Here is a 25,663-nt window from a genome sequence, read left to right on the forward strand (position 1 = left end):
ACGCCCGTCACACTGCATTCGTCCGCCTTTCGATTTCTTCGGCGTCCACCAGCCCCGAAAGCCATGCTATTGGCGAAAGTCACGCGATCCAACCACGGCCATTGCCTCGCTTGGATCGACCTTGTTTCCCGCCGCAGCATGTCTGCAGACCGCAAGGAGCAAGTGGATGGACTTGGATCTGGACACTAAGTCACGCACGGCGTGGATTTCGCAAGGTTTCGAGCGCCTCGCCAAACGGATCTCAGATGCGCCGGACCCGGATCCTTTCGACGTGTTGATCATCGGCAGCGGCTATGGCGGAGCAATGGCGGCCGACGTGTTTGCCGGCCAGGTGAACCAGCAGGGTAAAGCGATCTCAGTAGCGGTGCTGGAACGCGGCAGTGAGTATCTGCCCGGGGCTTTTCCCACCGGCCTGGCCGAGTTGCCGCGGCATGTGCGCCGCGAAGGCAACCGGCAGGGCCTGTTCGATATCCGCCCGAGCTCTGAGGTAATCACCGTTCTGGCCAACGGTGTCGGGGGCGGCTCCCTAATCAATGCAGGAGTGATGGAAAGAGCTAAACCCTCGGTCTTCGCCGAGGGCTGGCCTGCTGAACTGGCGGATGGCTCCAAGCTGAACGATTTCTACAACGACGCCGCGCAAAAGCTTGGCGCCACTATCGGCGGGCTGCCCAACACCATTGCAGCGCATCCCGATGGTCTGCCGCAGAAACACGTGGCCCTAAGGAGGATTGCGCCCGAGGACAGCCGCTTCCGGGCTGCAGCGATAACCGTGGCGATGGATGATCGCGTCAACAGCGCGAATGTCAGGTTGAACCGGTGCGTACGCTGCGGCGATTGCGCCACTGGCTGCAATTTCGGCGCCAAGGACTCGCTGGATGTCGGACTTCTGGCGCGTGCCCACCAGAAGGGTGCCGAGATATTCAGCGGCGCCACTGTTCTGCATGTCCAGAAGGACGGCCCAAATTGGGTGGTGCATACTGTCTTCACCAATGCAACGCTGCGTAAGCGCGAAGGCCGCGTCACAAGGATCAGGGCGCGCAAAGTCATCATCGCCGCCGGCACGCTTGGATCGAACGAGATCATCCATCGCAGCAAGATTGCCGGCCTGCCGGTGTCCGGGATGGTCGGACGCCGCTGTTCAACCAATGGCGACATGCTGGCCACCGACTATGATACGCGGCAGGTGATCAATAACATCTCGAACGAGGGTGTCAAACCTTCGAACCGGGCGATTGGCCCGACGATCACCGGTGTCATCGACCTGCGCGACCAAAAGGGGGTCCTGATCGAAGAGATATCGGTGCCCGCATCGCTGAGGGTCGCCTTCACGCAGGTCTTCGCATCAGTCAACGCGCTGCACGGGCTAGAGCGGATCGACTGGCGCCAGCATGACCGCGGCTTTCCTCAAAACGACTTGCATGCCGCGCCGGACGGCAAGCTTCTGAACACTGCGGTTTATGCGATCATGGGCGATGACGGCGCGCAGGGAACCATCGATTACAACATCGCCGACCCCGGCGCCGATCAGGACGGCGTCGCCGTTATGCGCTGGCCAACAGACCACACGGCGCCGATCTTCGACGTCGGAATGCACACCCTAGCGGATTTGACCGAGGCAAGCGGCGGTCACCTGATGGCGAACCCGGCTTGGCGGCTGCTGCCGGAGGATCTGGGCTTTCTGCTGAACAACCAGACCGGGCCGGTCGCCACCGTGCACCCGCTCGGCGGCCTTGTAATGGCCGACACTGCCGACATGGGCGCGGTCAACCACATGGGCCAACTGTTCACTGGCGCGGACGATACGACGGTGCATACGGGGCTGGCGGTGCTGGACGGCTCCATAGTCCCAACGGCGATTGGCACCAACCCGGCGTTGACTATCGCCGCATTGGCCTTGCGCGGGGCCAAGGCGCTGGCGAAACAATGGTTCGCGATCGACTCCGAGGCACCCATTCCGCCCGGGCCACCCGTGAAACGGCCGCGATTCCGACAAACCGACAATGCACGCACCCCTTCGCCCACCAAGGTCGAGGTGGTTGAACGGCTGTCCGGCCCGGTCGTTCTGAACCTGCCAGGGGAGGCGGGCAAACCCTGCATCGTGGAACTGACCTTGCGGTTCAAACCCAAGGACGTGACCGCGCTGAAGCCCGAGGGGGGCGACTGCATCTTGCTGATCGATACGCAGCAGGACGACATTCTGGCCCGCAGCCGCATCCGGGTGTTCGACCGCGAGCAATGGCACGAACTCGACCGTACATGGAGCGCTGCAAGCATCCGGGAACAAGCCCTTGATGCCATCGCGCTATACAATGCGCCGCTGGCCGGCAGCTTGAAAGTGCTGGAACGCCAGCGCAGCGGCTTTGTCTCGCGGGTCGCGCGCGCAGGTTGGGCCTGGCTGTGGAACCGTGGCATGCGGGACGTGTACCAGACCATGGGCGCCACCATTAACAACAGCAGCAGCGGCGGCGGCAACCTGTTGTCTCGAATCAAGTCAGGCATCGCCATCGCCAGCCGGGCAGGCGAAATCCGCGCGCTGGTCTACGACCTTCAGATCGGCAAGCCGCTGCAAGGCGCAAGCATCTCGCTGCCAAGCGGCCCGATCCGCGGGCACAAGCGGTTCACATATGACCGGCGGTGCAACCCTTGGCGCCAGTTAATGGAAGTGACACTGGATGAATTCCCGGCCGTGACAGGCGCCACGGCCCCAGTCCTGAAACTGGATCTCGGCTATTTGGCGCGGATCGGCGTGCCGCTGTTCCGCATCACCGACATGGCCGATGGTGTCACCGCCCTGTCGGACGTTGGCGCCTTCATGGGCTACTTCGTGCGGCTGTTGCTTGGCATTCATATCTGGAGCTTCCGCGCCCCGGACACCGTCCCGGAAGACCAGAAGAAAGACCCGATCTTCCGCCCGCCGACTGAATTACCCACGCAAAGCGACCCGATCAGCGCAGAAGAGTTCGTGGTCCCGATTGCAAAGGAAAGACCGGACCTAGCCACCGGCGATCAGGTCGTCCCCGTCCCCGGCTGTATACACCTGACCCGCTATGACGGAACCAAAGGCAACAACCCCAGAAACCCGGTGCTAATGCTGCACGGCTACAGCGCCGGCGGGACCACCTTTGCCCACCACGCGGTGAACCCTAACCTGGCCAGCCACCTCGCCGATACCGGCCGCGATGTTTGGATCGCCGACCTGCGCACCAGCCCGTTTTTCGGCGAAACCACGGCTCCGCTGCCTTGGAGTTTCGACCAGATCGGCCGGGTCGATGTGCCGACCGCGGTCCAAACGATTCTCGAGAAAACCGGGGCGGCCAAGATCGACGTGGTCGCGCATTGCATGGGCACGATCGTGTTCAGTATCGCGGTCCTGTCCGGTACGAAGGTGAATGGAACCCCGCTGAATGAAGCGATCGAGCGCGTGGCCTTCACGCAGGTCGGTCCGCTGGTGGTATTTTCGCCGGTAAACCTACTACGCGGCTACATAATGCGGTATCTGATCGAGTTCCTTCCGTCGACCTATTCGTTCAACCCGAAGCATCCGACCCTCGCTGACGACCTGCTGGACAGGGTGCTGACCACGCTGCCCTATCCGAAGGAAGAATTCGACATCGAAAACCCGGTCACTCCATGGAAAACCACGCCATGGACCCGGACTCGTCACCGCATGGATGCGCTCTATGGCCGGGATTTCAGCGTAAGGAACATGGACGACGAGGTGCTGCGCCACATCGACGAGCACTTCGGGGCGCTCAACCTGCGGACCGTTGGCACGACAAGACACTTCGCGAAAACCGCGGTCATGACCGACCACCACGGCCGCAACCGGCTGGTGTCACGAAAGAACCTCGACACCTACTGGAAGTTCGACACCTTCAGCCTACACGGCGAAGAAAACGGCCTGTCGGACATAGCCACGCTGGACCGGATGGCAGGGGTCATGGGGGACGCCGGAGTCAAGTATCATCCGCCCTTTATCAACCCCAAGGCCGGGCATCAGGACTCGCTGATAGGGAAGACCCGGGAAACCGCCTTTGCTGCGATTGCCAAGTTTCTGAACGATGACCCGCCGAAGCAAAAGGGTGTGGTCGGCACCCGAAAGTCCGCCTTTCCACCGTGGATCGGGCCAGTTCTTTCCGAGGACGGGGCTCGGCGCCTCGTGCGCCTTGGTGCCGTGCCGTCGCACCGGGCACCCGAAGGTGTCGTCATGCTGCGGGTCACGGTCAAAAACGAGTCGATCCTGCGACCGGACGACCCAATGCTGCCATGGGACGCGGCTTATGTCGAAAACGCCATCTCAGTCTTCCAGTCGCAGAACCTGAAGCTATTGGGCTGGGATATCTTCGCGCTGCCCGAGCCCGGGGTTCTGTCAGGAGATCCGGCACAGCCAGTGGGCAACGCCACCTTGCTGCTGGTAGTCTATAACGAGATGCCCGGCTTGAGTCTGGGATCAGAAGAAGGGCAGTATGTTCGGCTTCGTAACGGCGCGCTTGAACGGTTCGATCCCGATGGCGGCCGCGTCGACGCTCCCCCCGACGCGATCGAAGTCGAAGATTTCATCAAGATGGGCCGGGCTACATCGCAGTTGTTGAACCTTCCCGGCCGTACATTGGTCAGCGACGAAAAACCGGACCGTGGTTATCTTTACCAGCGCTCGACACGCGGGGCCGATGTTATGACCCGAGATACCCGAGAACGCCAGGAGTCTCAGGGGCGGTTATTCTTTGGCGCCGACGCCGAGGTCAGCGAAGCGACCCTGCACAACATCGAAGAGCAGGACTACACCCTGTCCGACGGGATCGTCCCCGACCGCCCTGACCCCGCGCCACAAGGTCAAACGCGGTTCAGCCTTGCGTCCTGCCAGTATCCTGCCGGCCTGCTGGATGGTCCTGTGTCCTATCGCTCGTATGGGCGACTGTTGGACATGCTGCGCGGCGCAGATGCGGAGCGCCCCCGGTTTATGCTGTTCGTCGGTGACCAAGTCTATGTCGACCCGACCGCCGGCCTGTTCGACCCGGCCGATACCGACGACCGATACCGCATCCCATATGAAAACTGGTTGGGCGAACCCCGCGTGCGCAGCTGCCTGCGCCGGGTTCCGTCATTCATGCTGCTTGACGATCACGAGATCATCGACAACTGGGAACCTTCGGCCGACCCGGACACTCCCGAGAACCAGAAGCTTAGAAATGATGGTCTTGCCGCCTTCCATAAGTACCAGTCAGGCGAGCACACGAACCGCTCCTCGGTGGAACGGTTCGGCCTCAAGCGCTTCGAGAAAGACGGCTTCCCTTTCTACCTGCTGAACACGCGAACAAACCGCACACACCGCAGCGTGGACAAAATCGGCGCGGCCGAGCTTGTCGACCACCAACTGCTGGACGTTTTGCTTGACGAAATCGCGGCCAAGCCAGGACCCAAGTTTCTAGCCACCCCGTCGATGTTCCTGCCCCGCCATCGCCGCGCTGTGCAACGCGACCGCACCACCGGAACCGGCAATCTCAGCGCGCTGCACTCCGACGGTTGGGACGGCTACCCGGCTACCCAAGCGCTGGTGCTACGCGGCATTGTCGAAAAGGGTATCGAACACCTGGTCTTGCTGTCGGGCGACGAACACCGGGGCTGTATCGCATCCGGCCACATTTACGATGCCAACGGCGCATTGGTCGGTCGGTTCCACTCCATCCACACTGCCGGTCTGTCTGCCCCCTACCCGTTCGCCAACGCGATTGACGAAGAAACGCTCGACCAGGAGATCATCACGTTTCAAAGCGGCGGGGCGAAATTCTTCTGCCATGTCGACACGACACGCCCGCCCGCCGGTGACGGGCCGACCATCCTGTCCGTGCGTCGCGACAATGGCCTGTGGACCCTGACCTGTGAGTTCGTCCAGGGCAGCAAACACGATATCGTCCTGTAGGCGGTGACTGCTCCGCTCCCTTAAAACTGGATCGTTCGCGGCTGGATTATTCCGCTAGGCTTCCGTGACTGGGAGACAACAAAAGATCGGCGCAGGGAGCTGGTGGAAGGTATTCATCTGACAATTGCCGCACAAGTCCGACCCTAGCCCACGATCCGAGACCCAGAACCACTAGAAAGTTCGGGATGAACTATTAGTGGATAACCCGGGGCGCACCATTGCCTGCCAGCAACTCGCGACATCCTTTGTTATCGACGATAACAGCAAAGCGAGATTACAGATGGCTATCGACCCGAAACCCAAACTGCTCACCGTCGAAGAAGTGGCGGGAATCTTCCGGCGCGACCGGACCACGATCGACCGCTGGCGCCGCGAACGGCCGGGCTTCCCCAAGAAGATCAGAATGGACCCTGTCGGGTCGCGGTTCCTCGCGGCCGAGATCGAGGAGTACATCCGACAGTGCATAGCAAACCGGTGAGGGGCGATTCTGGTGGCACCGGGTATTGCACGGCAGATCCAGGTCTCGGCGAGACAGGTCTGCCCGTGCGTTGCGCCGAGATGCATCACGCGGATTTGTTGCCCCAGTGTTGCCCCAGACCGAGATTCGACCGACATCAGCACTGAATCGCAGCGCTAATAGTGGAGAATTTACGTTTTATTTCATTGGCTTTAAGTGGTGCCCGGGGGCGGAATCGAACCACCGACACGAGGATTTTCAATCCAATCACCTTGAAACCACCGCTCGCTCCCAAACCGCATGATTTACTGGTTGCAAACGTCTTAACAAACTGAATTTAATAAATTTTTAAGTCCGCTCCCTTTTCCCTGGGTGCCTTCTTGGTGAAGAAATTTCGAGAAACCGTGGCCGTGTCAACTTTTTTGTAGGTGGTACAGAAGTGGTACAGACTATCAGTCCGGCAAAGCAAAGTGTTCCTCGCTAGTGCCTGCGAAAAAACAGTTTCCGAAACTGCACCAGATCACAGAGGCTTTTCTCAAAAACCGCGAAGGCGTAGAAAGCCGACGCCATCCAGTTTCTGCTTTGCAAAACGATACGTGATCAAAGGAGTGGCTCAATACTGCGGGGCGCTAATGTGGGCATTATCTCAAGGAGATCGAAAACTAGAGCGAACCGTAGAGTCATGATCCACTGGAAATGGGTGAGCCAACTACCTTGCTTTATTACTGCTTTTGCCGGCTCGCATTAGATGCGCCGCTTCTCAAGCCACCTTTACGTTCAAGTTTTGCGAGTTGCATGTACGCAACGATGATGGACTCGCGCGACCAGGCGAACAGAAAATTTCCTCACAACTATTGCATGATTTGAGGGTTCGCGCTTTCTCTAACTCCACTGGTCTCACCCGAGTATGCATATACAAGACCAGAAACTGCAAACTACAGATTGAAGTGAACCGCTCAGATCAACCGATTATCAAAGCAAATCGGGCGTTACATGTGCGCCTACGAGTGGTGGGAGTCTTATGGAGACCAATAAGTGACGGACAACTCGCAGATAAAAGAAAAAGGGCTCTTTAATAGATTTAGAACGAGCAAGCCAGTGTTGATTGTGGGCGGTGTTTTTTCAGCTTTTTCATTGGGTTTATTCGTTTTTGACGTATCAGAAGTAGCCGACTATCTAGGCGTTTTCCCTTCGGTAGATCGAGAGAAGACACAGATCGAAATGATGAATTTCTCCAACAAAAACGGAGATCACGTTTACTTTGAAGTAAACATTGAGTTTTGGCTCAAGAACTTCCCCGTTAACGGACTGCAAGCTGAGCTAACTATTCTGGCTCAGGACGCCAATTGGCATTTCGAACTGGGCAACGAAGAAAACTACATGCTTGAAACTCTTGTGGGCAGCTCCAAGGAGGGCGCCGCACGGATTTGGGTACGCGACGACGAGTACACCGGCTCAGTCGATCAAACCTTTCTGATTTGTGTATCACACCAAATGAAGGGCATTCTCTCTTCGCTATACGCCCACCAACTGTGGGCTGTCGTAACCGACACTCCTTCTTCAGAAGAACGTCATAGAGAAGACGAAAGAAATCGTCTTCTGGAAGCAGAACTTGGTGTTGGAGTAGTTTCTGCAAGTGTCATCGGTGTTGACACTAACTTTGTTTCTAGTGGACTTAGTTTCTCGAGCGGAAACTGCGAAAAGCAGACTGTCGAAGACAGAGCAAAAGAAAACGGCGTCGTAGTTAATTTCGGCCAACCGATTGCCTCAGGCTGACTTTGACAACTCGCGCTGTAAATCGGGTTTCAGTAGTATTCGCGTTGCCCCCGGGTCTAACAACTTAAAAGTGACCGTTGCTACAAGAGCGATGGCTGACGGAAAGACTGGTTGGAATCTTTAAGATCGTAGGGCGGCCCGGCACTGATACTTGAGCCTTCCGAACATAATCTCGAATGAGAGTCCGCGGGTCTCGCAGAGCTTTTTGCTCACGTTCTTGGTCAAATTCGAAATAGGTAATTCACCGGGCGCTTTGAGAATAGCGGTTTAGAAAATCAAGACTGTAACAACCACCTTACCCAGTAAACGTGTCGAAAAAATTGGAGCTATCCATTGGAAGAAAAAGAATATTTAGCGAAAGGCTTTGCGCGCCAGATCGTTGAGGAGTGCCGGCTTTCTGAGGGCAATTTCTCGGAAGTCTTCACAGATGCTCTGAGGAGGTCAGACGGCAAAGGGAAAAGCCGGCGAGATCGGGAGCGGCTTGCTCACTCCCTACTGCACACCTTCCAGAATGAGGTATTTGGTTTCGACTTTCAAAAAAACCATCGAAAGCTGAGGTTTCTGGTCGCAAACCAAAAGCAAGGTAAATTACCTCGCTTAGTTTTACGTAGTCATTTTTTCGATCAAGATGCCAAGGGCTCTTGGACGCACTACGAAAGGGCGCACTCAGTTGTAACAAATCACGCGCTTCAACGACTATATCTCAGGGGGGGCGCTAGAACACTCGGGGATGTTAAAGCGTATATCAAGAGGATTGCCGGATGGATTGCAACGATTAATTTGTTCAAACAAGAAAGTTCGGTGCCAGTACCAACTTCTGATGGCCTATTTGCGATACAATCTCGGGGCGCTGAGAGCATCATTGTAACCTATATTTCTAAAGAAAAGCTGATTGGAAGAACCTTGGAGAACTGGGAGGATCTACAAAGAGAAGAAAACGTCGTTTCGACTTCTCCGAATGTCTTCCCTTTGAGTTACGAGAGCACGAAACCCGCTGAACTTACTCGGGCGATGCAGTTATTGGCCGTTGGGTTTCTTACTGACATGATCAAGGAGTTCGATACGATCATGAAAGAAGAAGGGTTAAGCTGACCCGACTTTTATACATCTTTGAGATTGGCGTTGCCCCTGATGCGGGCCATTTGATGCTGAACCCGTTCCTTTTTCTATCTTTATGGATAACTAGATCGCCCGGTCAAATGGGATTCTCAGAGACTGCTGATCGTGATTCAAGCCGGTATCTGCGATGGAGACCAGCTTGGCACGAGATCTGATGTTGGATGAGGGCTGGACGTTCCTTTAACGGTTCATCCTCTCGATCTGTGCCACGAATACCCCCAATAACACCCCCAGATTCAATTGCTTCAAATTTCAATTACTTAGCTCAACAGTATGATTCCGCTTTTGGGAATCCAACCAGGGCGCCTGGAAACCAAGCGTCCGAGCAAAGCGGCTCAAATCAGATTACCCCAAACTTTGCTTCGGACATAGCGTCCGATCAATTTCGAGGGAAACGGTCGGCCTAAGGATCGAACTTTGTCGACATATTTTGCGATAGTACAGAAGTGTTACAGAAAGATTAGTTCGAATCTTCTAACGACTTCACCACTTACTCACGTTTCAGAAGCTAGGGTTAGGACCCATTGATTTCGGGTGCACCACATGATTTTTCGCCTGAACACTGCGCCTTGGCACATAGGGGAACTACATTTTCTGCCTATTCATTGTCCAAGTTTCGAGGAACAGTCCGTTCACCTAGGTAAACTTCAGCGCTTTCGTTATGGGAATTTATCATCTAATTGCTCGTTCAAGTATATGGCTTCCGCGAGGTGTTTTTTCGATTTGAAAGCCGTTCGGAATCGCCTCCTTGACCATTGCTACATGCGATATGAGACCAACAGCCCGAGACTGGCCTGCATTATTAGTCAGCGTTTGAAGAACCTGGTCCAGTGTTCCCGCTCCTTCTTCAGCGTCCAGGCTCCCGAACCCCTCGTCGATAAAGATCGTATCTAGCCTTATACTTCCCGTATTGCTCTCAACGACGTCTGAAAGGCCTAAAGCCAAGGAAAGGGCAGCCATGAAGGTTTCTCCGCCCGAAAGGTTAGCAGTCGGACGACTGGTTCCCGTGTGAACATCGAAAACCTGGATCCCGAGCCCCCGTTTCGCCCGTCCTCCGATTGCGTCAGCTTCTCGTTCGAGTTGAAAACGACCGCTACTCATCGGGCCAAGTCTTAGATTGGCCGACTCCAAAACCTGATCGAACATCGCTTGGATCGCAAAGACCTCGAGCGTGAGTTTTGACGGAGTGTCACCGTTGAATTGAGCCGAAAGCTCTCGCAGTGGTGCTGTTTCGACCTCAAGAGCATCCACACGGGCGACCTCAGCGGCAATCTCCTCCGCAAGCGTTTCAAGACGGGTAAGTGCCTCCCGAGCGGCACCAACTGCCTTTGACGCCGCATTCAATGATTTCTTTGCTGCCTCTTCGGCACGGCGGCGCTCATTAAGATCAGGACGCTCCTTCCCTTCCACCGCCTTCGCCGCATTGTTGACCGTTTCGCGCGCCACGATGACGTCTTCTTGGTAACAGTTGATTACTACTTCGTCCGCCTCGATTCGTTCAACGTCGGCTTTGTGAACCCTGAAGTCTTCAATGCTCATTTCGGCTTCCGACAAGCGTTGGGTGAATCTCGCCCAAGCTTGATCGCGGCGTTCCTTAGCTTTTTTGAGACTTTCCTGCGCAGCTTCCGCTCCCTTTCTTGCCAGCAACGCGGTGTCTGACGTCTCTCGGGCTTTCTCACTTGCCTCCTGCAAAGATTTTTCTCTCGCGGACACCGCTGCTGCGCTCTCCTCAATTGCTAAATTCAAGGACGCCTTGGACCGCAAGTGTTCAGGTACGCCACTCAAGGCGATTTGCAGTGCCTGTTTGGCTAGAGAATGTTGTTTTTCAGCCTCGCTCAGCCGCTCAGCCGCCTTCTTTTCATCCGCGTCAGCAGCGCTCGCATCTTCTATTGCCTTGGCTAAGTTGCCTTCCAGCGCAGCAATATCAGCGGGTGCTCCAAGATTGTCGATTTTCAATTGAATCTCGACTAGATCCTCCGAGCAATCCTCTGTCGACCTCGATGGCTGTGCCATCGCGTTGAGATCCTTGACGCAGCTTTCGAGAATCTTCTTCGCCGCTTTTAAATTTGCATTTGCCTCTGTCCATGCAGATTGCGCTTTCTTGAGTGCTCCTGCGGCTTTCCTGAAAGCATCGGTCAAACCGGAACCTTCCGGGGACCCGTCTGCCGGCGCCGGATGATCGGTCGAACCGCATACTGGACACGGGAGTCCGTCTTCCAACTTCTTCGCAAGGAAAAGGGCCTGCACATGTGACAGCTCTGCCTCCGCATCGGCGTAAGCCCGCTGTGCCACCTCCGCCAACTTACTTGCATTGGCTTCTTCGGCGGTTTTTTCCGCAAGATCTGTTTCAGCAGAGGCTAGCTTTGCCCTGGCCGTGTCATACGCCCGTGCGGCCGCCACCACTGTCTCGACTTTTGATTTGGCGCGCTCGAGGTTCGCTCGCTCGACATCCGATTTTCTAGCCCGCTCGAGATTTTCAGAGGCCTTCCGCTGCGCCTCGGCTAACTCGCTTTGTCTAGATGCAGTACCACGAGCATGTTGCCGGACCTCAGTAAGATGGTTTTCCGCATCCGCTAGAGACTTCTGTTTCTCTGAGGCACCTTCAATGGTTTGCTTGTGCCGTTCGAGGTCGGAACCTGTCTTTTTTAGGTCGTCAATTTCGCCTTTGCGGGATTGTTCACTCGCAAGCGCGGCGGCCGCCGCTTCCGCATGCTGTCGCGCTTCCTTCGCCTCTTTTGTTTTTTCGGCTAAGTCTGCCTCAGCCTCTGATACCTGACCACCGGCATCCTCGAAGTTGACTTCGGCATCGAGAAATCCCTGAGCTATTTTGGCGCCCGAAACACTTGCTTTCAGGGCGGATATTTCATCCTCGCGGGTCAGCAGTTTGCCAAGGTTCGTCGTTGCATCTTCGGAAGCCTGAAAGGCTTTTTCAACGCTCTCAGCCATTTTGAGCGCTTCGGCAGCCATCTCTGAAGCCTTTTGTGCAGCCTTCTCCTCTTCAGCGCGTTCGGCGACAAGACCATTCGCCTCCTCAATCCCCTGGTCCAGGGCATCTCGACTTTCAAATCCCTCTGACTGCAACCGCCCCATGTAAACGAGACGGGCATCCCTGACTGTTCGCGCCGCTTCCGAGGCCTCTTCTTTGAACCATTCAGCAAGCGCCTTGTATTGTGAAACGTCAAAGAGCTTGCCCAGTATGCCCAGCCGCTCGTCAGTTCCCGACGTTAAGAATTTTTCGAAATCACCTTGTGGAAGCAGGATGATTTGCCTGAATTGTTCTGCTCCGTATCCGAGAAGATGCTCCACCGCCGCGGTGACATCCCTAATCTTCTTTTCAGCAAGCACCACTCCACAGTTGCTCTGCGTGATGTCGTCGATTGCAATTCCAGTGACATCGAACAGATAGGCTTCGTGCGGCTGTTTGGTTTCGCCACCAGCGCCTGTCTTTTTCGGGCGGCTTTGCTCAGGAATCCGCAGGAGCAAGTAGGTCTTTTCGCCAAGCCCAAAAACAAACTCGACCTCGGTCAGGGTTGCTGCATCGGCGTGGTCCGACCGTAGTGCCTTGGACTCTTGTCCTGCTTTGGAACTCTCCCCAAAAAGGGCGAAAGTCATCGCGTTAAAAATTGACGACTTGCCAGACCCGGTCGGTCCATAGATGCCGAACAACCCAGCATCCAAAGCTGCACGGAAATCCACCGTTTCTCTGCCAGAAAAGGGCCCAAAGGCAGTCATTGATAGCCGAATAGGTTTCATGCACTCGCCTCCTTATCCCGCAGATCTGCTAGCGCTTTGACTACTAGAGGATGTTCTGTTTCTCTGATCGGCTCATCACGTGTTTGTTCCATAAAAGCTCCAATAAGGCCTATTGGATCGTCGAGTAATGCGCGCCGAGCCGCGACGTCTGGCTTTGTCTCAATTGCACTCTCGTCGCGCTCGTAGGTTAGTATGCATGCATTTGGAAAGACTGATCGCAGCCGTGGCATAGGTTCGATCTGAGGCGTGTTGTCTGTCAGAACAATTTTTAAGTAGTCGTCTGAGGGAGAGGTTGAGAGCAACTCCTCAAGCCGGCCTTTCACAGTTCGAAGTTCACGCCTTGGAGTTAGTGGCAAAAGAGAAACGTCCACGCCGCCGTCAGGTTGCAAATCGACAAGAGTCATGGACTTCGTAGAACCCTCTTCATCAAATCCAAATGCTAATGGAGAGCCAGAATAGCGAATTACGTCGCCGCCCGCCGTCTGTGGTTTGTGAAGGTGACCTAATGCAACATAGTTGGCACCTTCGAATACCTCAGCGGACACGAATTCAATCCCGCCAACGCGTGTCAGCGTCTTTTCGCTTTCGGAACTTTTTCCGCCGGCCACGAAGGCGTGCGCCACGATGACCCAACGAGCGCCCGCAGGCACGTGTTTACGCGCCGCCGAGATCTGAGCTTTAATCACCTCTTCTGGCGAAGTGATACCTTCGTCTTCGAAGCACTCCTTAGCGGCATTTTCATAAGCAAATGGCAGTGCGGAAACAGCAACTTCCCCTGCCGTGTCACGAAGGATTAACGGAAGTTCATCCATTCGTAGCGCGCCGCGAATGAGATCATGTTCCGGATCAGACATAATTGCCATCGCCTCGATCCGATCACCATTGTCGTGATTGCCGGCAATCGCAACAATGGCGGCGCTACAGACTTCCCTTGAACGGTTTAGAAATCGATTGAACTGTTTTGTGGCAGACGCCGGCGGAATGGGTCGATCAAAGATGTCGCCCGCAATGATAAATAGGTCAGGCTGATGCTCTGCCAATGCCGCAACGATTTGATCAAGCACGACCTGGTGATCTTCGGCCAATGAAAATCCGTGCAACTGACGTCCAATATGAAGGTCCGCAGTATGAAGAATGCGCATATCTTTACCGTATAATAATTACACGTATATTTTTTATATGGACTTTACCGCAAGTCAAGCTAAATTGCTGACATGGCATTTGCAGACCTGAAACACGCACAGCGCGAAAGACTTGAGTATCTGGACCAGTGCTTCACCTGGCGCGGCATGGCGAACCGTCGCGATCTGTTGGCGAAGTTTGGCATTTCAGAAGCCCAGGCAGCACTCGATTTCCGGCTCTATTTAGAACGTTCAAGCGACAACGCACCGACCTACGACGCAAAACGCAAGTCGTATTTTTCACAGCCAGATCACCAGGCATTGGCTGAAACAAACGAGACGCTGATGGAGGAACTCCTTTTGGAGAGCCCGCCACCCAACCCCTTGGACCAGCTACCTGCATTGAGTCGCAGGGCAGATCCTAAAGTGACCTCGTTACTCTTCCGTGCGATGCGATTGAGGAAAGCGATTTCAATTCGATACGTATCAATGTCGTCGGGTGAAACCGATGACCAATGGATTGCACCGTCGCGCTTTGCTTCGGATGGGGAACGCGTCCACCTGCGTGCCTATAGCTTCAAACATGAAGGCTACCGAGACTACATTCCAATCCGCGTCGCTCCAGAAAGCAGCTTCGTATTGGAGGACTTAAAAGAGATTTTGCCTAGGGACGAAGATTGGCACACCCTTGCGAGCATTTATTTACGCCCGCGAATTGGTCTTACGAAAGAGCAGGCAGACATGGTTCGCTTGGAATACGGTTTTTCTCAGCCCACTCTTCGTGTCGAAACTAGAAAGGCGCTTGAGTTTTACGCAAAACGTCGTTGGGGGCTCGATCAGGTGGGGAGCCGGCTGGAGATCGAACGTGTGGATTACGCAGTCAAAGTCGAGGAGAGTGTTTGAGAAAATTTACGGCGAACGAAGTTCAACTAGGCCGTTCACCACCTATCAAGCCCAGCCATTTTTCTGGAGCAATCCAACCCCCTGATATCCAATATCTGAGAAGTTTTGGTTAAATGAACGAGCAGTCTTCAAGAGTATTTGGCCCCATCGAACGCGGACACTTCCAATTGTTCGCGACCAGCAACGGTGAATTCTATGCGCTGCTGCTCGAATATCTGGAAACCAAAGTCTTTGCCTTTTCGGCAGACCTAATGAAAAAGAAAGAGCTTCAGTCTTCCATCGCTGAGTTCATTGCCCAGAGGAAATGGCAGTCACAGCTGGAACAGGATGAAGACCTCTCCGCGGAGAACAATCACCTGCACACGGCGGTGTATTCGCGCCTCCTGAGATGTGGATGGCTGATCGAACACCGTGTCGGCCTCAAGACAATCGTGGACCTGGACAGTGAAGCCCGTCTGTTTCTTCAGGCATTGCTGGACATCAAGAACGGGAAAGTGCGCTCCTTTGGGGGTGAAGTTCTCCAGGTGAAGACACTCGTTGAGTCCGCCATCATCGATCCGGATGAAAAGGCTCAGAACATCATGGCGGCCGGCAACCACTCCCGGCGCTTCATGACCAACCTGCGTGCCATCATCGGCGCCATGCGTAAAATCGAACAGGACATGAAGGGTCAGTCCACAGTTGGCGGAGTCATCAACAGCTTTTTCGTGACCTACATCACGGATGAGCTGATTTCAGATTTCAAGAAACTCCGGGCCAGCAACAACCCCTACCGCTTCCGGCACCAGCTGGTTGATCGCGTTCAATTCCTCATGGAAGATCAGCTCAAACTGAATGATCTTACTCGCGCTTATGGGCGAGAATTAAATCTTGAAGCTGATGTCGCCGAAGAATCTATCCTTACTGACCTTAACACGATTTCCGAAGTATTCCTTGCTGTCGATCTCCACCTGGACATGATCGAAGCCGCAAACCTGCGGATTGAACGGCGCATCCGAAATGTGGCGCGCTTCCTGGATCGCATGGGCGATGACCAGACGGGTCAGTTTATCGAAGCCGCGAAGGCACTCGGCGCGTCAAGCGCAGCCTCCAACGAAGATCTCGACATCCAGTGCGACCTGATCAGCTTTGACCGGCCTGTTGGCCCCCACTCTCTCCACAAGGCACGCAAGAAGCCCAGACCTGCGGTTCCTGTGGTTGCCCGAAAGAAACAGCGCGATCCGGCCCTTGTGATGTTTGAGGATGCCAAGCGCGCCTATGCTGACCGGGCACGCGTGAGCGAAGCAAAAGTTCGGATCTACCTTGAGCGTGCCCTGAAAGACCGGGATGAACAGCAGGGATCCGAAATGGAGATCACCAATCTGGATGACTTCTTTGTCTTCGAGCGCCTCCCGCATTTGGCAACGCAATTCCCCGACGGGCTTGAGGAATATGTGATCACCAAGGAACCTGGCCTCGTGGAAAACGAATGGATCACGATCCCGAACTTCCGGGTCAGAAGATCCAAACAAACCAGAACATGCAAGACAACTAGAATTGGAGAGCAGTCATGATCCTTCTCGAGGAGCTTGAGGCTCGCGTCGAAAGAGAGAAAAAAGATAATCCGCATGCCGGAGAGGAAGATGAGATCGTTGTTCGGTTTCAGAAGGCTGCGCGGGAGCTGCTCCTGCGCCAGGTTCTACACGCTGATGACAGTCAGAAGACCCACTACCAGATCATTGCGCGTCACCGGTCCTATTTCAAAGCCCTGATGGCGTCCTTTGGGTACGAGCTGACCTATGACAGCACCTATCAGTATTTCCACCTGAAGCCGGGCCAGATGGATGTTGAATCGAACCGCGGTAAATTCCGCAAGGATGAAACCATTCTCCTTTTTGCTCTGCGTATCATGTGGGAGGAAGGCTCCCGCGATGGCGAGATGGACGAATTCGGCCGCATTATGATCGACACCAATCTCCTTCTGGATCGCTATATGACGCTGGGTGGTGGTGAGATCCCCGCCACAGGCCGTGTCAAAGACATCCTGAGCCGGCTCGCTGATCGGCGCTTCATCCGATTTGGGGACGAGGACAAGGAAGAAGAGATCATGGAAGTGATCATCATGCCGGTCATCACGGAGCTCGTCAGCCCGGACCTGGCGCGGCAGGTCATGGAATATGCCGCAGACCCAATCACCGGAAATCCTGAAGGTGAAACGGTCATCGAAAATCTCGAAGCCCAGCGCGTTGCTGCCGAAGAGGCTGCGGCCGAAGCTTTGGCTGCTGAGAAAGAAAAAGAGAAACTTCTGAACCCCGATGCGGCGGAGCCTGAACAGCCCGGCCTTTTCGTTGGTAAGTGATAAGATAGCAAAATGTATAAGCTGATCCGTATCTCCGCAATGAATTGGAACCTGATTGATGTCGAGGATATCGACATCAAGGACACGACGGCGATTATTGGTCGGGTGGGCGTTGGTAAATCAACCCTGCTGGATCTCGTGCAAACCGTGCTGAGCGGCAACCAGAAGCGCGACCTGCGCCTGAACCGGGCTGCGGGTAGCATCAAGTCGACCCGAACCGTTCAAGAATACTGCTTGGGCGTCACAGAAGAGACCAAGGCTCTGGGTGAAGTTCGCAATGTCTGCGACTCCATCATTGCGATGACCTTTGAGCATGCCAAGCTCAAGCATCAGGTGTCCATCGGCTTGTGGCTTCATGCCGACGATGAAATACCACGAGAGATTACCAAGATGCGCTTTGTGGCTTCTGGTGCTGGATTCAGCTTCAATGAGCTGGCTGATCGGGATGAGAATGGTCAGATGATCGTCGCCTCTCCTGAGGTTCTGCTGGACCGCCTGAAAAAAAGGTCCGGCAAAGGGTGGGAGACATTCAACAACAAGGCCGGCGCCTACGTGGACCATTACCTGCGCACCATGCGGATCAAAGGGGCAGCTCCAAACGCGACCCAGTACCTCAAGCGCCTGCGCAATGCGATTGCCTTTGAGGAGATCGCAAACCCGACAGACTTCATTCGGAACTTTGTGCTCGAAGAGAAGCCCATTGAAACAGACGCGCTGAAAGAAAACCTGCAAACTTGGGAAGAGATCTCCGCTAAGATCCAGGAGATCGAGGATAAGATCAAAGAGGTGCGCCGTATTCAGGGGCACTATGTCCGGTATGGGGAATTCGTTCAGAATGTTCAGGGCAACGACTTCCGACAGACCTGGCACGGCATCCAAAAAGAGAGCGCCATCGTAAAGGAGCTCTCTGCTGAGGCTGGCCAGAAAAAACGACGCCTGGAGCACCTGAAGTCTGAGAAGGCACGGATCCGATCTGAAATCAGAACCGATGAGGAAACCCTTAGCCGCAAGGAAGCCTTTGTTGCCTCCAGCGGAGTTTCGGAAAGTCGCGAATCCACAGTTCGTGAAATCAAAGCCCTTGAAAAAGAGGTTGGCACCTGTGCTGATCTGATCCTGTCTTCTTTCAGGAAAGCTCTTGACCTCAAAGGGACCGAACGACTGGATCGCTACCTTCCCGCCAAGGTGAAGATCGCCCGGAAGGAAGTTGAGACGATTGAGACCATCCGGGACAATATTCGCAAGACCGGCAATATCGGTGTTCCTGTGGACACCCTGCTTGAGGCCCTTGCGACCATCAAGTCGGTTGGAAACCACATCGACGCCTTGGATGCCAATCGAGACACGGAAGCTCACAAGTTGCGCGACGACGAAGCCAGGAAAGGTGACCTCGACCGTCAACTCCGAAACCGTCACGGCACAGGTCCTATTCTGGACCCGCAGGTGCAGGATTATTTGAATGACCTCGTAAACCAGGAGATCGTTGGGCAAGCGCTGCCTTCCATTGTCGAAATTACCCCTGGTATGGAAGATTGGGTCCGGGCTGCTGAAAGCGTGCTGGGCCCTTACCGGCAAGCCGTCTTTGTCGACCCGAAGGATTTCGATGAAGCCTTTCGCATCATGCGTGGTGGCCGACGTTTTGGTAAGCAGTACTATGATCGCGTCCGCCTGATCAAAAGCGAGAAGATCGCCAGCGGCTTCAAAATGCGACCGGCTAAAGAAGGTTCTATTGCAGCCGTCTTGAGAACTGAGAATGAGATTGTTCGCAAGTTCCTGGATGACATGCTGGGATCCATCATCATGGTGGATGACGAAAAAGACCTCAAAAACTATGAGAACGGTGTCGCCAAAACAGGTGCGCGAAGCGAGCGCCTGACCGTACGCGTCTCAAAGATGCAGGACCCGATCCTTGGCCTGGCTGCACAAACCGCAATGATCCAAACCTTGCAGATGGAATCCCACCAGCTTGCGCGGGAGATTACTGTCAGAACGGACCTGGTTCGGGATATGCGCAGTGGAATCAACGCCCTGTCATCCGCGGCCAGCATTGATGTGGATGAAGTCTCCAGAGCAATCCACTCCCTCAACAGCGCAAAGGGTCAGATCGAAAGCCTGAAAGAGCGTCGCGAGGCTGATGAGCCTCCAGAAGTCGCTGCCGTCATGCGCGAGATTGACAGCATTAAGGAAGGCATCAAAGCGCTGCGGGATATGGTCGAGGAAGATATCCCCGAAGAAGAAAAAGAGATTTCGGGTGAACTTGGTCGGATCGAGTTCAAAGTGACCGAGCGGAGCCAGGAGCTCAGCTACCTAAAAGATAAAGCTGAGACCATGCTTCAGGCTGACTTTGGTGAGCCTTACGAGACATTTCGGAAGGCCTTCCGTGATATCGAGCATGCCGGACGAGGACATCGCCTTTCCAGCATCAAGGAACAGCTTGAACGCCAAAACCCGGAAGATCCGGACTGGCACGAGGAGCGGATCGTCGCTCTGAAAGCCCAGCGCAAAGAGTTCGGAAAGGCCGAGAGGTTTGCCCCGCTTTTGCGTGGCTCTGAAATCAACCCGTACCTGAACAAATACCAGGAAGACATCAAAGTTGGCTCGCAAGATCCTGAGCAGATTTTACGCTGGTTGATTGCCCGGTTCTTCACTCTGCAAGACAACGAACTGCGTCAATACCAAGGCGAGGTTGAGGAGCGCAAAGCCGAAGTGCGCAACGAGGTGCGTGAAATCCTCGTGCTAAAACTGAATGACAGCTTTGTGGGTGCGCAAACCGAACTCAGAAAGCTGAACAAGCGTCTGTCCAAGCACAAGTTTGAGGGTCTGACCTACTTCTTCAACCGATCCGTGGATCCGGCCATGCTGCCGCTCTACCAGATGTGTCAGCAGGTGGCCGCAGATCCAACCCGGGCCAACGAGCTGCTGTCGCAGGGCGGCAATGCCCAGCTGGATGAAGCGGTGGAAATCATTCGCGACATCTTCACCAACGAGGGCACCGAGGCCAAGTTTGTCGATTACCGGCAGTACTTCCGCTACGAGCTGAACATGACGGCCGATGAAGTGGATGAATACATCATCGACAGCATGGATGACACAAACGAGGGCAAATCCAACGTCAAGATCCTTGGCAGCCTGTCCGAGCGCTCTGCAAAAGGGTCCGGCGGACAGAAGCAAACGCCCTACTATGTGGCCATTGCAGCCTCCATGGCGGCGGTCTACTTCCCCAATGCCCGTCCGGGCGACAATGAAGGCATGGGCCTGGTCTGCTTTGATGAGGCATTCTCAAAACTGGACATCAAGAACACCCAGCAACTGATCCGCTTCTTTCAGGACCTGGGGCTGCAAATTCTTGTGGCCGCGCCCGAAGAAAAGAGAACAAGCTTCATGGAGCTGATGGACACGATTATCAATATCTCCAAAGAGCCAGGGAAAACCGAACTCTACATTGATCCCGAATACCCCAAGCAACGACTGAGAGAAGAACTCATGGCGGCCAACCCGGAACGGATTGGCCTGGAAGGATACCGCGCCCGGCTCGCCATGGGGGAAGGTGCCGTAAACTTGGACATGTCAGAGGCCTAATATGCGGAAACGACACACGGACGCCAACACCCTCCTCCATCGCCTCCTGGATCGCTTCGAAAGCGCAGGCCTGTCCGGCGGCACAAACAAGAGTATTGCGGAATTCGTTTCCCAGAACTTCACCTCGCTGGACGAAGAAGAGAAGTTCAAGCGAATGATTATGCACGCACAGTCTCTTGGTGCCGTGCAACTTCAAATGGACAAGGGTGACCTATCCCACCTGATGAAGCGCGTCACTTTGACGGATGCCCAGCGCCTCTATGATGCCACTGGACGCAAGCCCAAAAGAGACAAGCTGGAAGGCGCCAGAAGTGTCCTCACGGACTTCCTGAACTCCCTGCCCTCCAAATACCAGCAAGAAGCCCTCTTGGTCGCGCAGAGGCTTCTGGAAGCATGGGGGAGTGGCAGGAGGCCGCATCGGATCAGAGAAGATGACATTCCATCCGCAAAGGATTTCGTAAAAGCCTATTCAGCCGCTCTCGGAAAGGATGAAGCGGATGGGCGCGATTTGAGAACCTACTCCCGGCAGGAATGCGGAGACTCCAAGCTGATCGAACGCCAAATGAGTCGGATTATCGCGGAACTGCGGAAACTCGGCAGATACGGCGCCGATGTTCATGACGACATGATCCAAGCAGATCTGGGGCTGGAGAAGTTCCCACACCTGGTTCAGTTCACCGCCGACATCCCATTTGCCAAAGCGCATTTCGACCTTGGGCGACACATTGGCATTCATCCCGACCTGATTGAAGACTTGGAGATCCAGCCACTCCAGGCGCTTGTTACCATTGAAAACTACGCATCCTTCAACCTCTATGTCAGTGAAGCCCTGAAGCCAGGAATGGCCGTGCTCTACACTGGTGGATGGCCTGGGGCCGGAGAAAAGAGACTAATCCGAAAATTCTCGCAAAACGTCTCCCAAGGCGTCTTTCATTGGGGAGATATCGACATGGCAGGTGCTGCAATCGCTGATGCCGTTTGGAAAGCGTCTGACGCCCCCTTCAGCCTACATCAGATGGCACCGCAGTTGGCGCAAGACAAAGGCACCCCAAAGCTCTTCAAAGAGATTTCGGTATCAGATGAGTCTCCCGCAAGAGAGCTTGTTGAGTGGCTATCGGGAGAAAACGCCTTCAGTCTGGAGCAGGAGGAGCTTGCCCCAATTCCCATTCAATGTCGTTCTGATCAAACGAGATAACTTTGGCGGCAGGTAGACAATTGGATTAAGTTAAGACCCAACAACACAGTCTCCCCCTTCCGGTATCCGCGCCCTACTTCGCCCCTTAGCGTCTGTCGCTGAGGTATTTCTTAGTTCAAACCTATTGCAAAGACGTCATCACCCATGAATTTGTTCTGTTTTAGTTGGTTTCTTTTGAAACCTCGAAGTGAGCCTTAACCACACGTAACAAGTGCTCAAAGTCACCCTGGACGGCGTTCTCCAGAAAGGTCTGAATTCTGGCTTGCTCGGCCCCTGCTCTTTCGGCTGCGTTCTGGCAGCGTACCAGCACTTCAAAGGCGTTGGCGTTAGTCTTTGGCAAGTCGATGGTTGCAAGTTTTTTCATGTCAAATCCTCATTTAGAATATCGGTCAACTATCGCAGGCCGAAATTAATCTCAGGTATAAGGATTGCGGATTTTGCCCCGATCCAGAGACTGTTTTAAACTTGGCATACGTCGAAAATTAAGAAGCAAAGAATTATGGTCGCCCAGATTTTCACATTGCCGTCTTGCTTCGGCTGGCGGGTATTGTCTGCCGCCTACCTGAACGAATGTATCGGATGATGGCACTGACATTCCGGTGACCCAACTTGGCAGCGATCACCAAGATATCAAATCCGCTAACTTCCATCCGTGCGACGGTCGGACCCAGGCTTCGTCCATGTTGGTTGGGCCGCATATTCACAACTCTGACGCGAATTCACCAAGTGTAACAAACTGCGAACATCGCTGAGCGGGTGTAATGTGAAGCGCCCTACAGTTGAGTGGTTGCTTACAGGCAGCTTGACTGAAAGTGCCTTCCTGCAAGAAATCAACAGCCGTTAACCAGCCTTAAACGACATAGGCCCTGGAGCATGCAATGCCCTTCACATCATTATTTGAAGGACAAATCATGCCGACAGAAGCGTGCGAAATTGACAGACGCATTGTAAACAGAGCCGAGAAGATGGCTGAAGCCGGATATAACGGCACCTACACATACAAAGACTACGGTAAGCTGGGCTTGCTGTTGCGCGTGCGAGGCCATCGCGCCGTCTGGCTTGCAAAATACAAGCAAAGCACCAAAACCATCGGGCAACTTTACCCGCGTCCCACAGAACGGCCGATCACAAGCGTGAAAGTCGCCCGGGAGAGAGCGGCCAACGTGAGGTCTGTACTCATGTCTCAGCCAGACAAATTTGATGAGTACATGACACATCGAGATCAAGGGCACGATCACGAGGCAGCGGTGGCAAAACTGTTGGAAATTCCATCAGGATGGACCTTGCGGCAGTGCTTTGAAGCAACCCTGGAAGACAAGCAATCTCTAAATGGCAGAAAACAGATCAAGCCCTCAACCGTCAAAGATATCAGATCTATGATGTCACGCCCCTCCTGGGGAAACATCTTGGACCAGGAAGTTACCCGCCTCACCCAGGGCGATCTTGAGAAAGTCAGGGATGACACCCGAAGAGCTCACGGTGTTTCCACCTCGCTTAAAGTCGTGACTTATACAAGAGAAGCTCTCACTTGGTGTGCCAGGGAGCACAACGGCGCAAGCGGTCTTGGAGAAGTAAACCGTTGGTGGCCCAACTTGTCATCGCCAGTGATTGTGAATCCCAAAACTCGGATGCCGGCACTGGACAAAGCAGTGAGAACCCTATGGATTGCCGAGCAGTTTCTGAACCATCCACTGCCCAAACGCCAATGCAGGAAAAATGGGGTACACCCCTGGACACTTGCCGCCTTGTGGTGGGCCGTACTGACCTGTCAAAGAACCGGAGCGGCCTTCTCGCCGCTGAAAAGCGACCTCGTGACGGACATCCATGCGCCGGAGAAATGGCAACTGGCGTCCTGGGACGTGGACAAGGTTAAAGGCAAGCAACGCGTCATCCTACCTTTACCGAAACAAGCCGTTGATCACCTGAACAGGTTCCTCGGGATGGGCGAGGACTACGATGGCTCCGCAGTGTTTCTGCCTTCCGCGCAAGACCTGACCAAAAACGTCACTGGGTCAGGGGCGTATCAAATCCTGTCCCGACTGGCCGGCAGAGACCGAAACAAGCCTGAGGCCGATAGACGGGTGAGTCCGAAAAGAGAGCCCTGGCCGGATTTGCTGACGGAAGAAGGGATCGACTGGTGGTCGCCACATGATATTAGGCGAACCCTTTCGGACTTTCTCAGCGACGCAGGATATCCCGGTGGCGCCTCAGCAGTTCTGACACATTCTATCAAAGACCCCGCGATCCTCGCTTTCAGCCAAAACGACCAGCGTGTTTTTGATCGAATGAGGCAAAGCCCGGCAAATGTAACAGAGAAGTCATATGGAGCGCATTCAGCTTACATGGAACTAAAGAAAGACTCTATGGAACTCTGGGTCAATGCCGTCTTGCAAACCTACGAGGAGCAGAAGCAAATTCCATGGAAAGGGGCGTCTCTAAAGAAGATGCAGAAATCCCGAAAATAGAGACCTTTTGACCTAAGAGACCCTTTCAATGTTATCGTATGGGTTACAAGATGTCGCCCAGATCCAGTTTAAGTACCAAGTGTAACTCTCTTTGGCCATCGCGAGTGGAGCCTTGATTGAGGACTAAACCTGACCAGGTCAGTCGAGATGCATGGCGGCACGTTTCACAAAGGCTTGTTTGAAGGTTTTTTGTTTGAGTAAGTCCTAGAGATCCGTTGCTTTCTGCAAATTGCAACGTGGAAAGCGCCGCCGGCAAAAAGGGAAAAAGCCAAAATTCGGGTAATCATTGGGCTGCTGGCGAAACTCGATCATATTCGATGTGCGCTTCAATACCCATCCGTTTTATGTCCGAAGAAAACCTTTGTCACATCCTCGATAATGTGCCAGGTAACACGGCTTCCATCCCGAACGAAAAGACTGTCTCCCGGTTCAAGCACACTGACCTGACCGCTCTGCATGTCAATCAAACGACAGCTCCCGGATAAGATGGTCATCAATTCATCCCCCTGTTCCGTACACTCAAACGAACCCTTTGTGCATCGCCAAATACCGGCACGGGTCGCATGTCCAGGACCTCCAGCATCCACACGACCTGAAGCACGTGGGTGGCCTTCCTTGATTTGATAGTCACTAAGAGGGTTATCAAAGGGCCAGTCATCTAGGTGCCCCACATCATCCCCGGGTTTGTATTCAAACATCTCTAAATCCAATCGTCCTCATGTCAAAGGAGCATATGTATTGCGCCATACGTCCACAGAAATCTGAGTTTGTAACTCGAGAAATCGAAGATAGCGATGGAATTCGCAACAGCTAACAAAAAGAAGACTGCACCTCTGCCCTCTAGAGGCTAGTAGATGCCGGGATCGGAAAGTTACCAGACAAGATTGCCATAACCCTTATGGTGACAAGCCATAACCCTTCAGACCAAGCCAGATCGTTTTCACAGAGATTTGCCGTCCACAGGCTTTTTGCCTCTACGTCCGTCAGGCTTTCTCTATTCTCAACATACCTAGCTCCTGCTCCAACCTTGTTGATCGCGG

The 25,663-nt window shown here is 54.3% G+C and carries 14 protein-coding genes; 10 read left to right on the forward strand and 4 right to left on the reverse strand.

Annotated features, from left to right (window positions below; all coding sequences use genetic code 11):
* The first annotated feature begins 166 nt into the window (after positions 1-166).
* The 4 genes from ACR0IR_RS10430 to ACR0IR_RS10445 all read left to right on the forward strand — a co-directional run bounded on the left by ACR0IR_RS10430 (position 167) and on the right by ACR0IR_RS10445 (position 9,245).
* Complete coding sequence (locus ACR0IR_RS10430) at positions 167-5,920, forward strand: alpha/beta fold hydrolase (RefSeq protein WP_170362819.1); 5,754 nt, start codon at positions 167-169, stop codon at positions 5,918-5,920.
* Positions 5,921-6,200: 280 nt separating this feature from the next.
* Complete coding sequence (locus tag ACR0IR_RS10435; RefSeq protein WP_170362817.1) at positions 6,201-6,398, forward strand: helix-turn-helix transcriptional regulator; 198 nt, start codon at positions 6,201-6,203, stop codon at positions 6,396-6,398.
* A gap of 1,014 nt (positions 6,399-7,412) precedes the next feature.
* Positions 7,413-8,153 (forward strand): hypothetical protein, encoded by a 741-nt coding sequence (locus tag ACR0IR_RS10440; RefSeq protein ID WP_480779068.1) that lies wholly within the window; start codon positions 7,413-7,415, stop codon positions 8,151-8,153.
* 333 nt (positions 8,154-8,486) lie between these two features.
* Positions 8,487-9,245: a hypothetical protein gene (locus ACR0IR_RS10445; protein WP_480779069.1), complete on the forward strand. Its 759-nt coding sequence runs from the start codon at positions 8,487-8,489 to the stop codon at positions 9,243-9,245.
* A 699-nt stretch (positions 9,246-9,944) separates the two neighbouring features.
* Here ACR0IR_RS10445 and ACR0IR_RS10450 read toward each other — a convergent pair.
* The gene (locus ACR0IR_RS10450; RefSeq protein ID WP_480779070.1) at positions 9,945-13,025 is read right to left on the reverse strand and encodes an AAA family ATPase; all 3,081 of its coding nucleotides are present in this window, start codon (positions 13,023-13,025) and stop codon (positions 9,945-9,947) included.
* Entirely contained in the window at positions 13,022-14,167 is a 1,146-nt protein-coding gene (locus ACR0IR_RS10455) for an exonuclease SbcCD subunit D (protein WP_480779071.1), read from the reverse strand. Before ACR0IR_RS10455 ends, ACR0IR_RS10450 begins: the two co-directional genes overlap by 4 nt.
* 72 nt (positions 14,168-14,239) lie before the next feature.
* Between ACR0IR_RS10455 and ACR0IR_RS10460 the strand changes: the two genes are divergently transcribed.
* From ACR0IR_RS10460 to ACR0IR_RS10480, 5 genes are all read left to right on the forward strand, one after another.
* Positions 14,240-15,049 (forward strand): BrxR family transcriptional regulator, encoded by an 810-nt coding sequence (locus ACR0IR_RS10460; protein ID WP_480779072.1) that lies wholly within the window; start codon positions 14,240-14,242, stop codon positions 15,047-15,049.
* A gap of 113 nt (positions 15,050-15,162) precedes the next feature.
* On the forward strand, positions 15,163-16,602 hold the full coding sequence (locus ACR0IR_RS10465; protein WP_480779073.1) for a Wadjet anti-phage system protein JetA family protein: 1,440 nt from the start codon (positions 15,163-15,165) through the stop codon (positions 16,600-16,602).
* Positions 16,599-17,387 (forward strand): DUF4194 domain-containing protein, encoded by a 789-nt coding sequence (locus ACR0IR_RS10470; protein WP_480779074.1) that lies wholly within the window; start codon positions 16,599-16,601, stop codon positions 17,385-17,387. Before ACR0IR_RS10465 ends, ACR0IR_RS10470 begins: the two co-directional genes overlap by 4 nt.
* Positions 17,388-17,399: 12 nt before the next feature.
* Complete coding sequence (locus ACR0IR_RS10475; protein WP_480779075.1) at positions 17,400-20,963, forward strand: SbcC/MukB-like Walker B domain-containing protein; 3,564 nt, start codon at positions 17,400-17,402, stop codon at positions 20,961-20,963.
* Position 20,964: 1 nt separating this feature from the next.
* On the forward strand, positions 20,965-22,158 hold the full coding sequence (locus tag ACR0IR_RS10480; RefSeq protein WP_480779076.1) for a Wadjet anti-phage system protein JetD domain-containing protein: 1,194 nt from the start codon (positions 20,965-20,967) through the stop codon (positions 22,156-22,158).
* 160 nt (positions 22,159-22,318) lie between these two features.
* Here ACR0IR_RS10480 and ACR0IR_RS10485 read toward each other — a convergent pair whose 3' ends face one another.
* Positions 22,319-22,522: a hypothetical protein gene (locus tag ACR0IR_RS10485; protein ID WP_480779077.1), complete on the reverse strand. Its 204-nt coding sequence runs from the start codon at positions 22,520-22,522 to the stop codon at positions 22,319-22,321.
* Between the two features lie 514 nt (positions 22,523-23,036).
* Between ACR0IR_RS10485 and ACR0IR_RS10490 the strand changes: the two genes are divergently transcribed.
* Positions 23,037-24,623, forward strand: coding sequence for a tyrosine-type recombinase/integrase (locus ACR0IR_RS10490; RefSeq protein WP_480779078.1), 1,587 nt, complete (start codon positions 23,037-23,039; stop codon positions 24,621-24,623).
* A 326-nt stretch (positions 24,624-24,949) separates the two neighbouring features.
* On the opposite strand, the gene ACR0IR_RS10495 is transcribed toward ACR0IR_RS10490, so the two are convergent.
* Positions 24,950-25,321: a cupin domain-containing protein gene (locus ACR0IR_RS10495; RefSeq protein ID WP_171123510.1), complete on the reverse strand. Its 372-nt coding sequence runs from the start codon at positions 25,319-25,321 to the stop codon at positions 24,950-24,952.
* Positions 25,322-25,663: the final 342 nt, after the last annotated feature.

The organism is Ruegeria sp. CF2, assembly GCF_056537385.1.

What these genes read in the sequence shown, in the direction of transcription:
- ACR0IR_RS10430 (WP_170362819.1), top strand. Translation starts at nt 167, where the DNA reads ATGGACTTGGATCTGGACACTAAGTCACGCACGGCGTGGATTTCGCAA.
- ACR0IR_RS10435 (WP_170362817.1), top strand. Translation starts at nt 6,201, where the DNA reads ATGGCTATCGACCCGAAACCCAAACTGCTCACCGTCGAAGAAGTGGCG.
- ACR0IR_RS10450 (WP_480779070.1), bottom strand. Translation starts at nt 13,025, where the DNA reads ATGAAACCTATTCGGCTATCAATGACTGCCTTTGGGCCCTTTTCTGGC.
- ACR0IR_RS10455 (WP_480779071.1), bottom strand. Translation starts at nt 14,167, where the DNA reads ATGCGCATTCTTCATACTGCGGACCTTCATATTGGACGTCAGTTGCAC.
- ACR0IR_RS10460 (WP_480779072.1), top strand. Translation starts at nt 14,240, where the DNA reads ATGGCATTTGCAGACCTGAAACACGCACAGCGCGAAAGACTTGAGTAT.
- ACR0IR_RS10465 (WP_480779073.1), top strand. Translation starts at nt 15,163, where the DNA reads ATGAACGAGCAGTCTTCAAGAGTATTTGGCCCCATCGAACGCGGACAC.
- ACR0IR_RS10470 (WP_480779074.1), top strand. Translation starts at nt 16,599, where the DNA reads ATGATCCTTCTCGAGGAGCTTGAGGCTCGCGTCGAAAGAGAGAAAAAA.
- ACR0IR_RS10475 (WP_480779075.1), top strand. Translation starts at nt 17,400, where the DNA reads ATGTATAAGCTGATCCGTATCTCCGCAATGAATTGGAACCTGATTGAT.
- ACR0IR_RS10480 (WP_480779076.1), top strand. Translation starts at nt 20,965, where the DNA reads ATGCGGAAACGACACACGGACGCCAACACCCTCCTCCATCGCCTCCTG.
- ACR0IR_RS10485 (WP_480779077.1), bottom strand. Translation starts at nt 22,522, where the DNA reads ATGAAAAAACTTGCAACCATCGACTTGCCAAAGACTAACGCCAACGCC.
- ACR0IR_RS10490 (WP_480779078.1), top strand. Translation starts at nt 23,037, where the DNA reads ATGCCCTTCACATCATTATTTGAAGGACAAATCATGCCGACAGAAGCG.
- ACR0IR_RS10495 (WP_171123510.1), bottom strand. Translation starts at nt 25,321, where the DNA reads ATGTTTGAATACAAACCCGGGGATGATGTGGGGCACCTAGATGACTGG.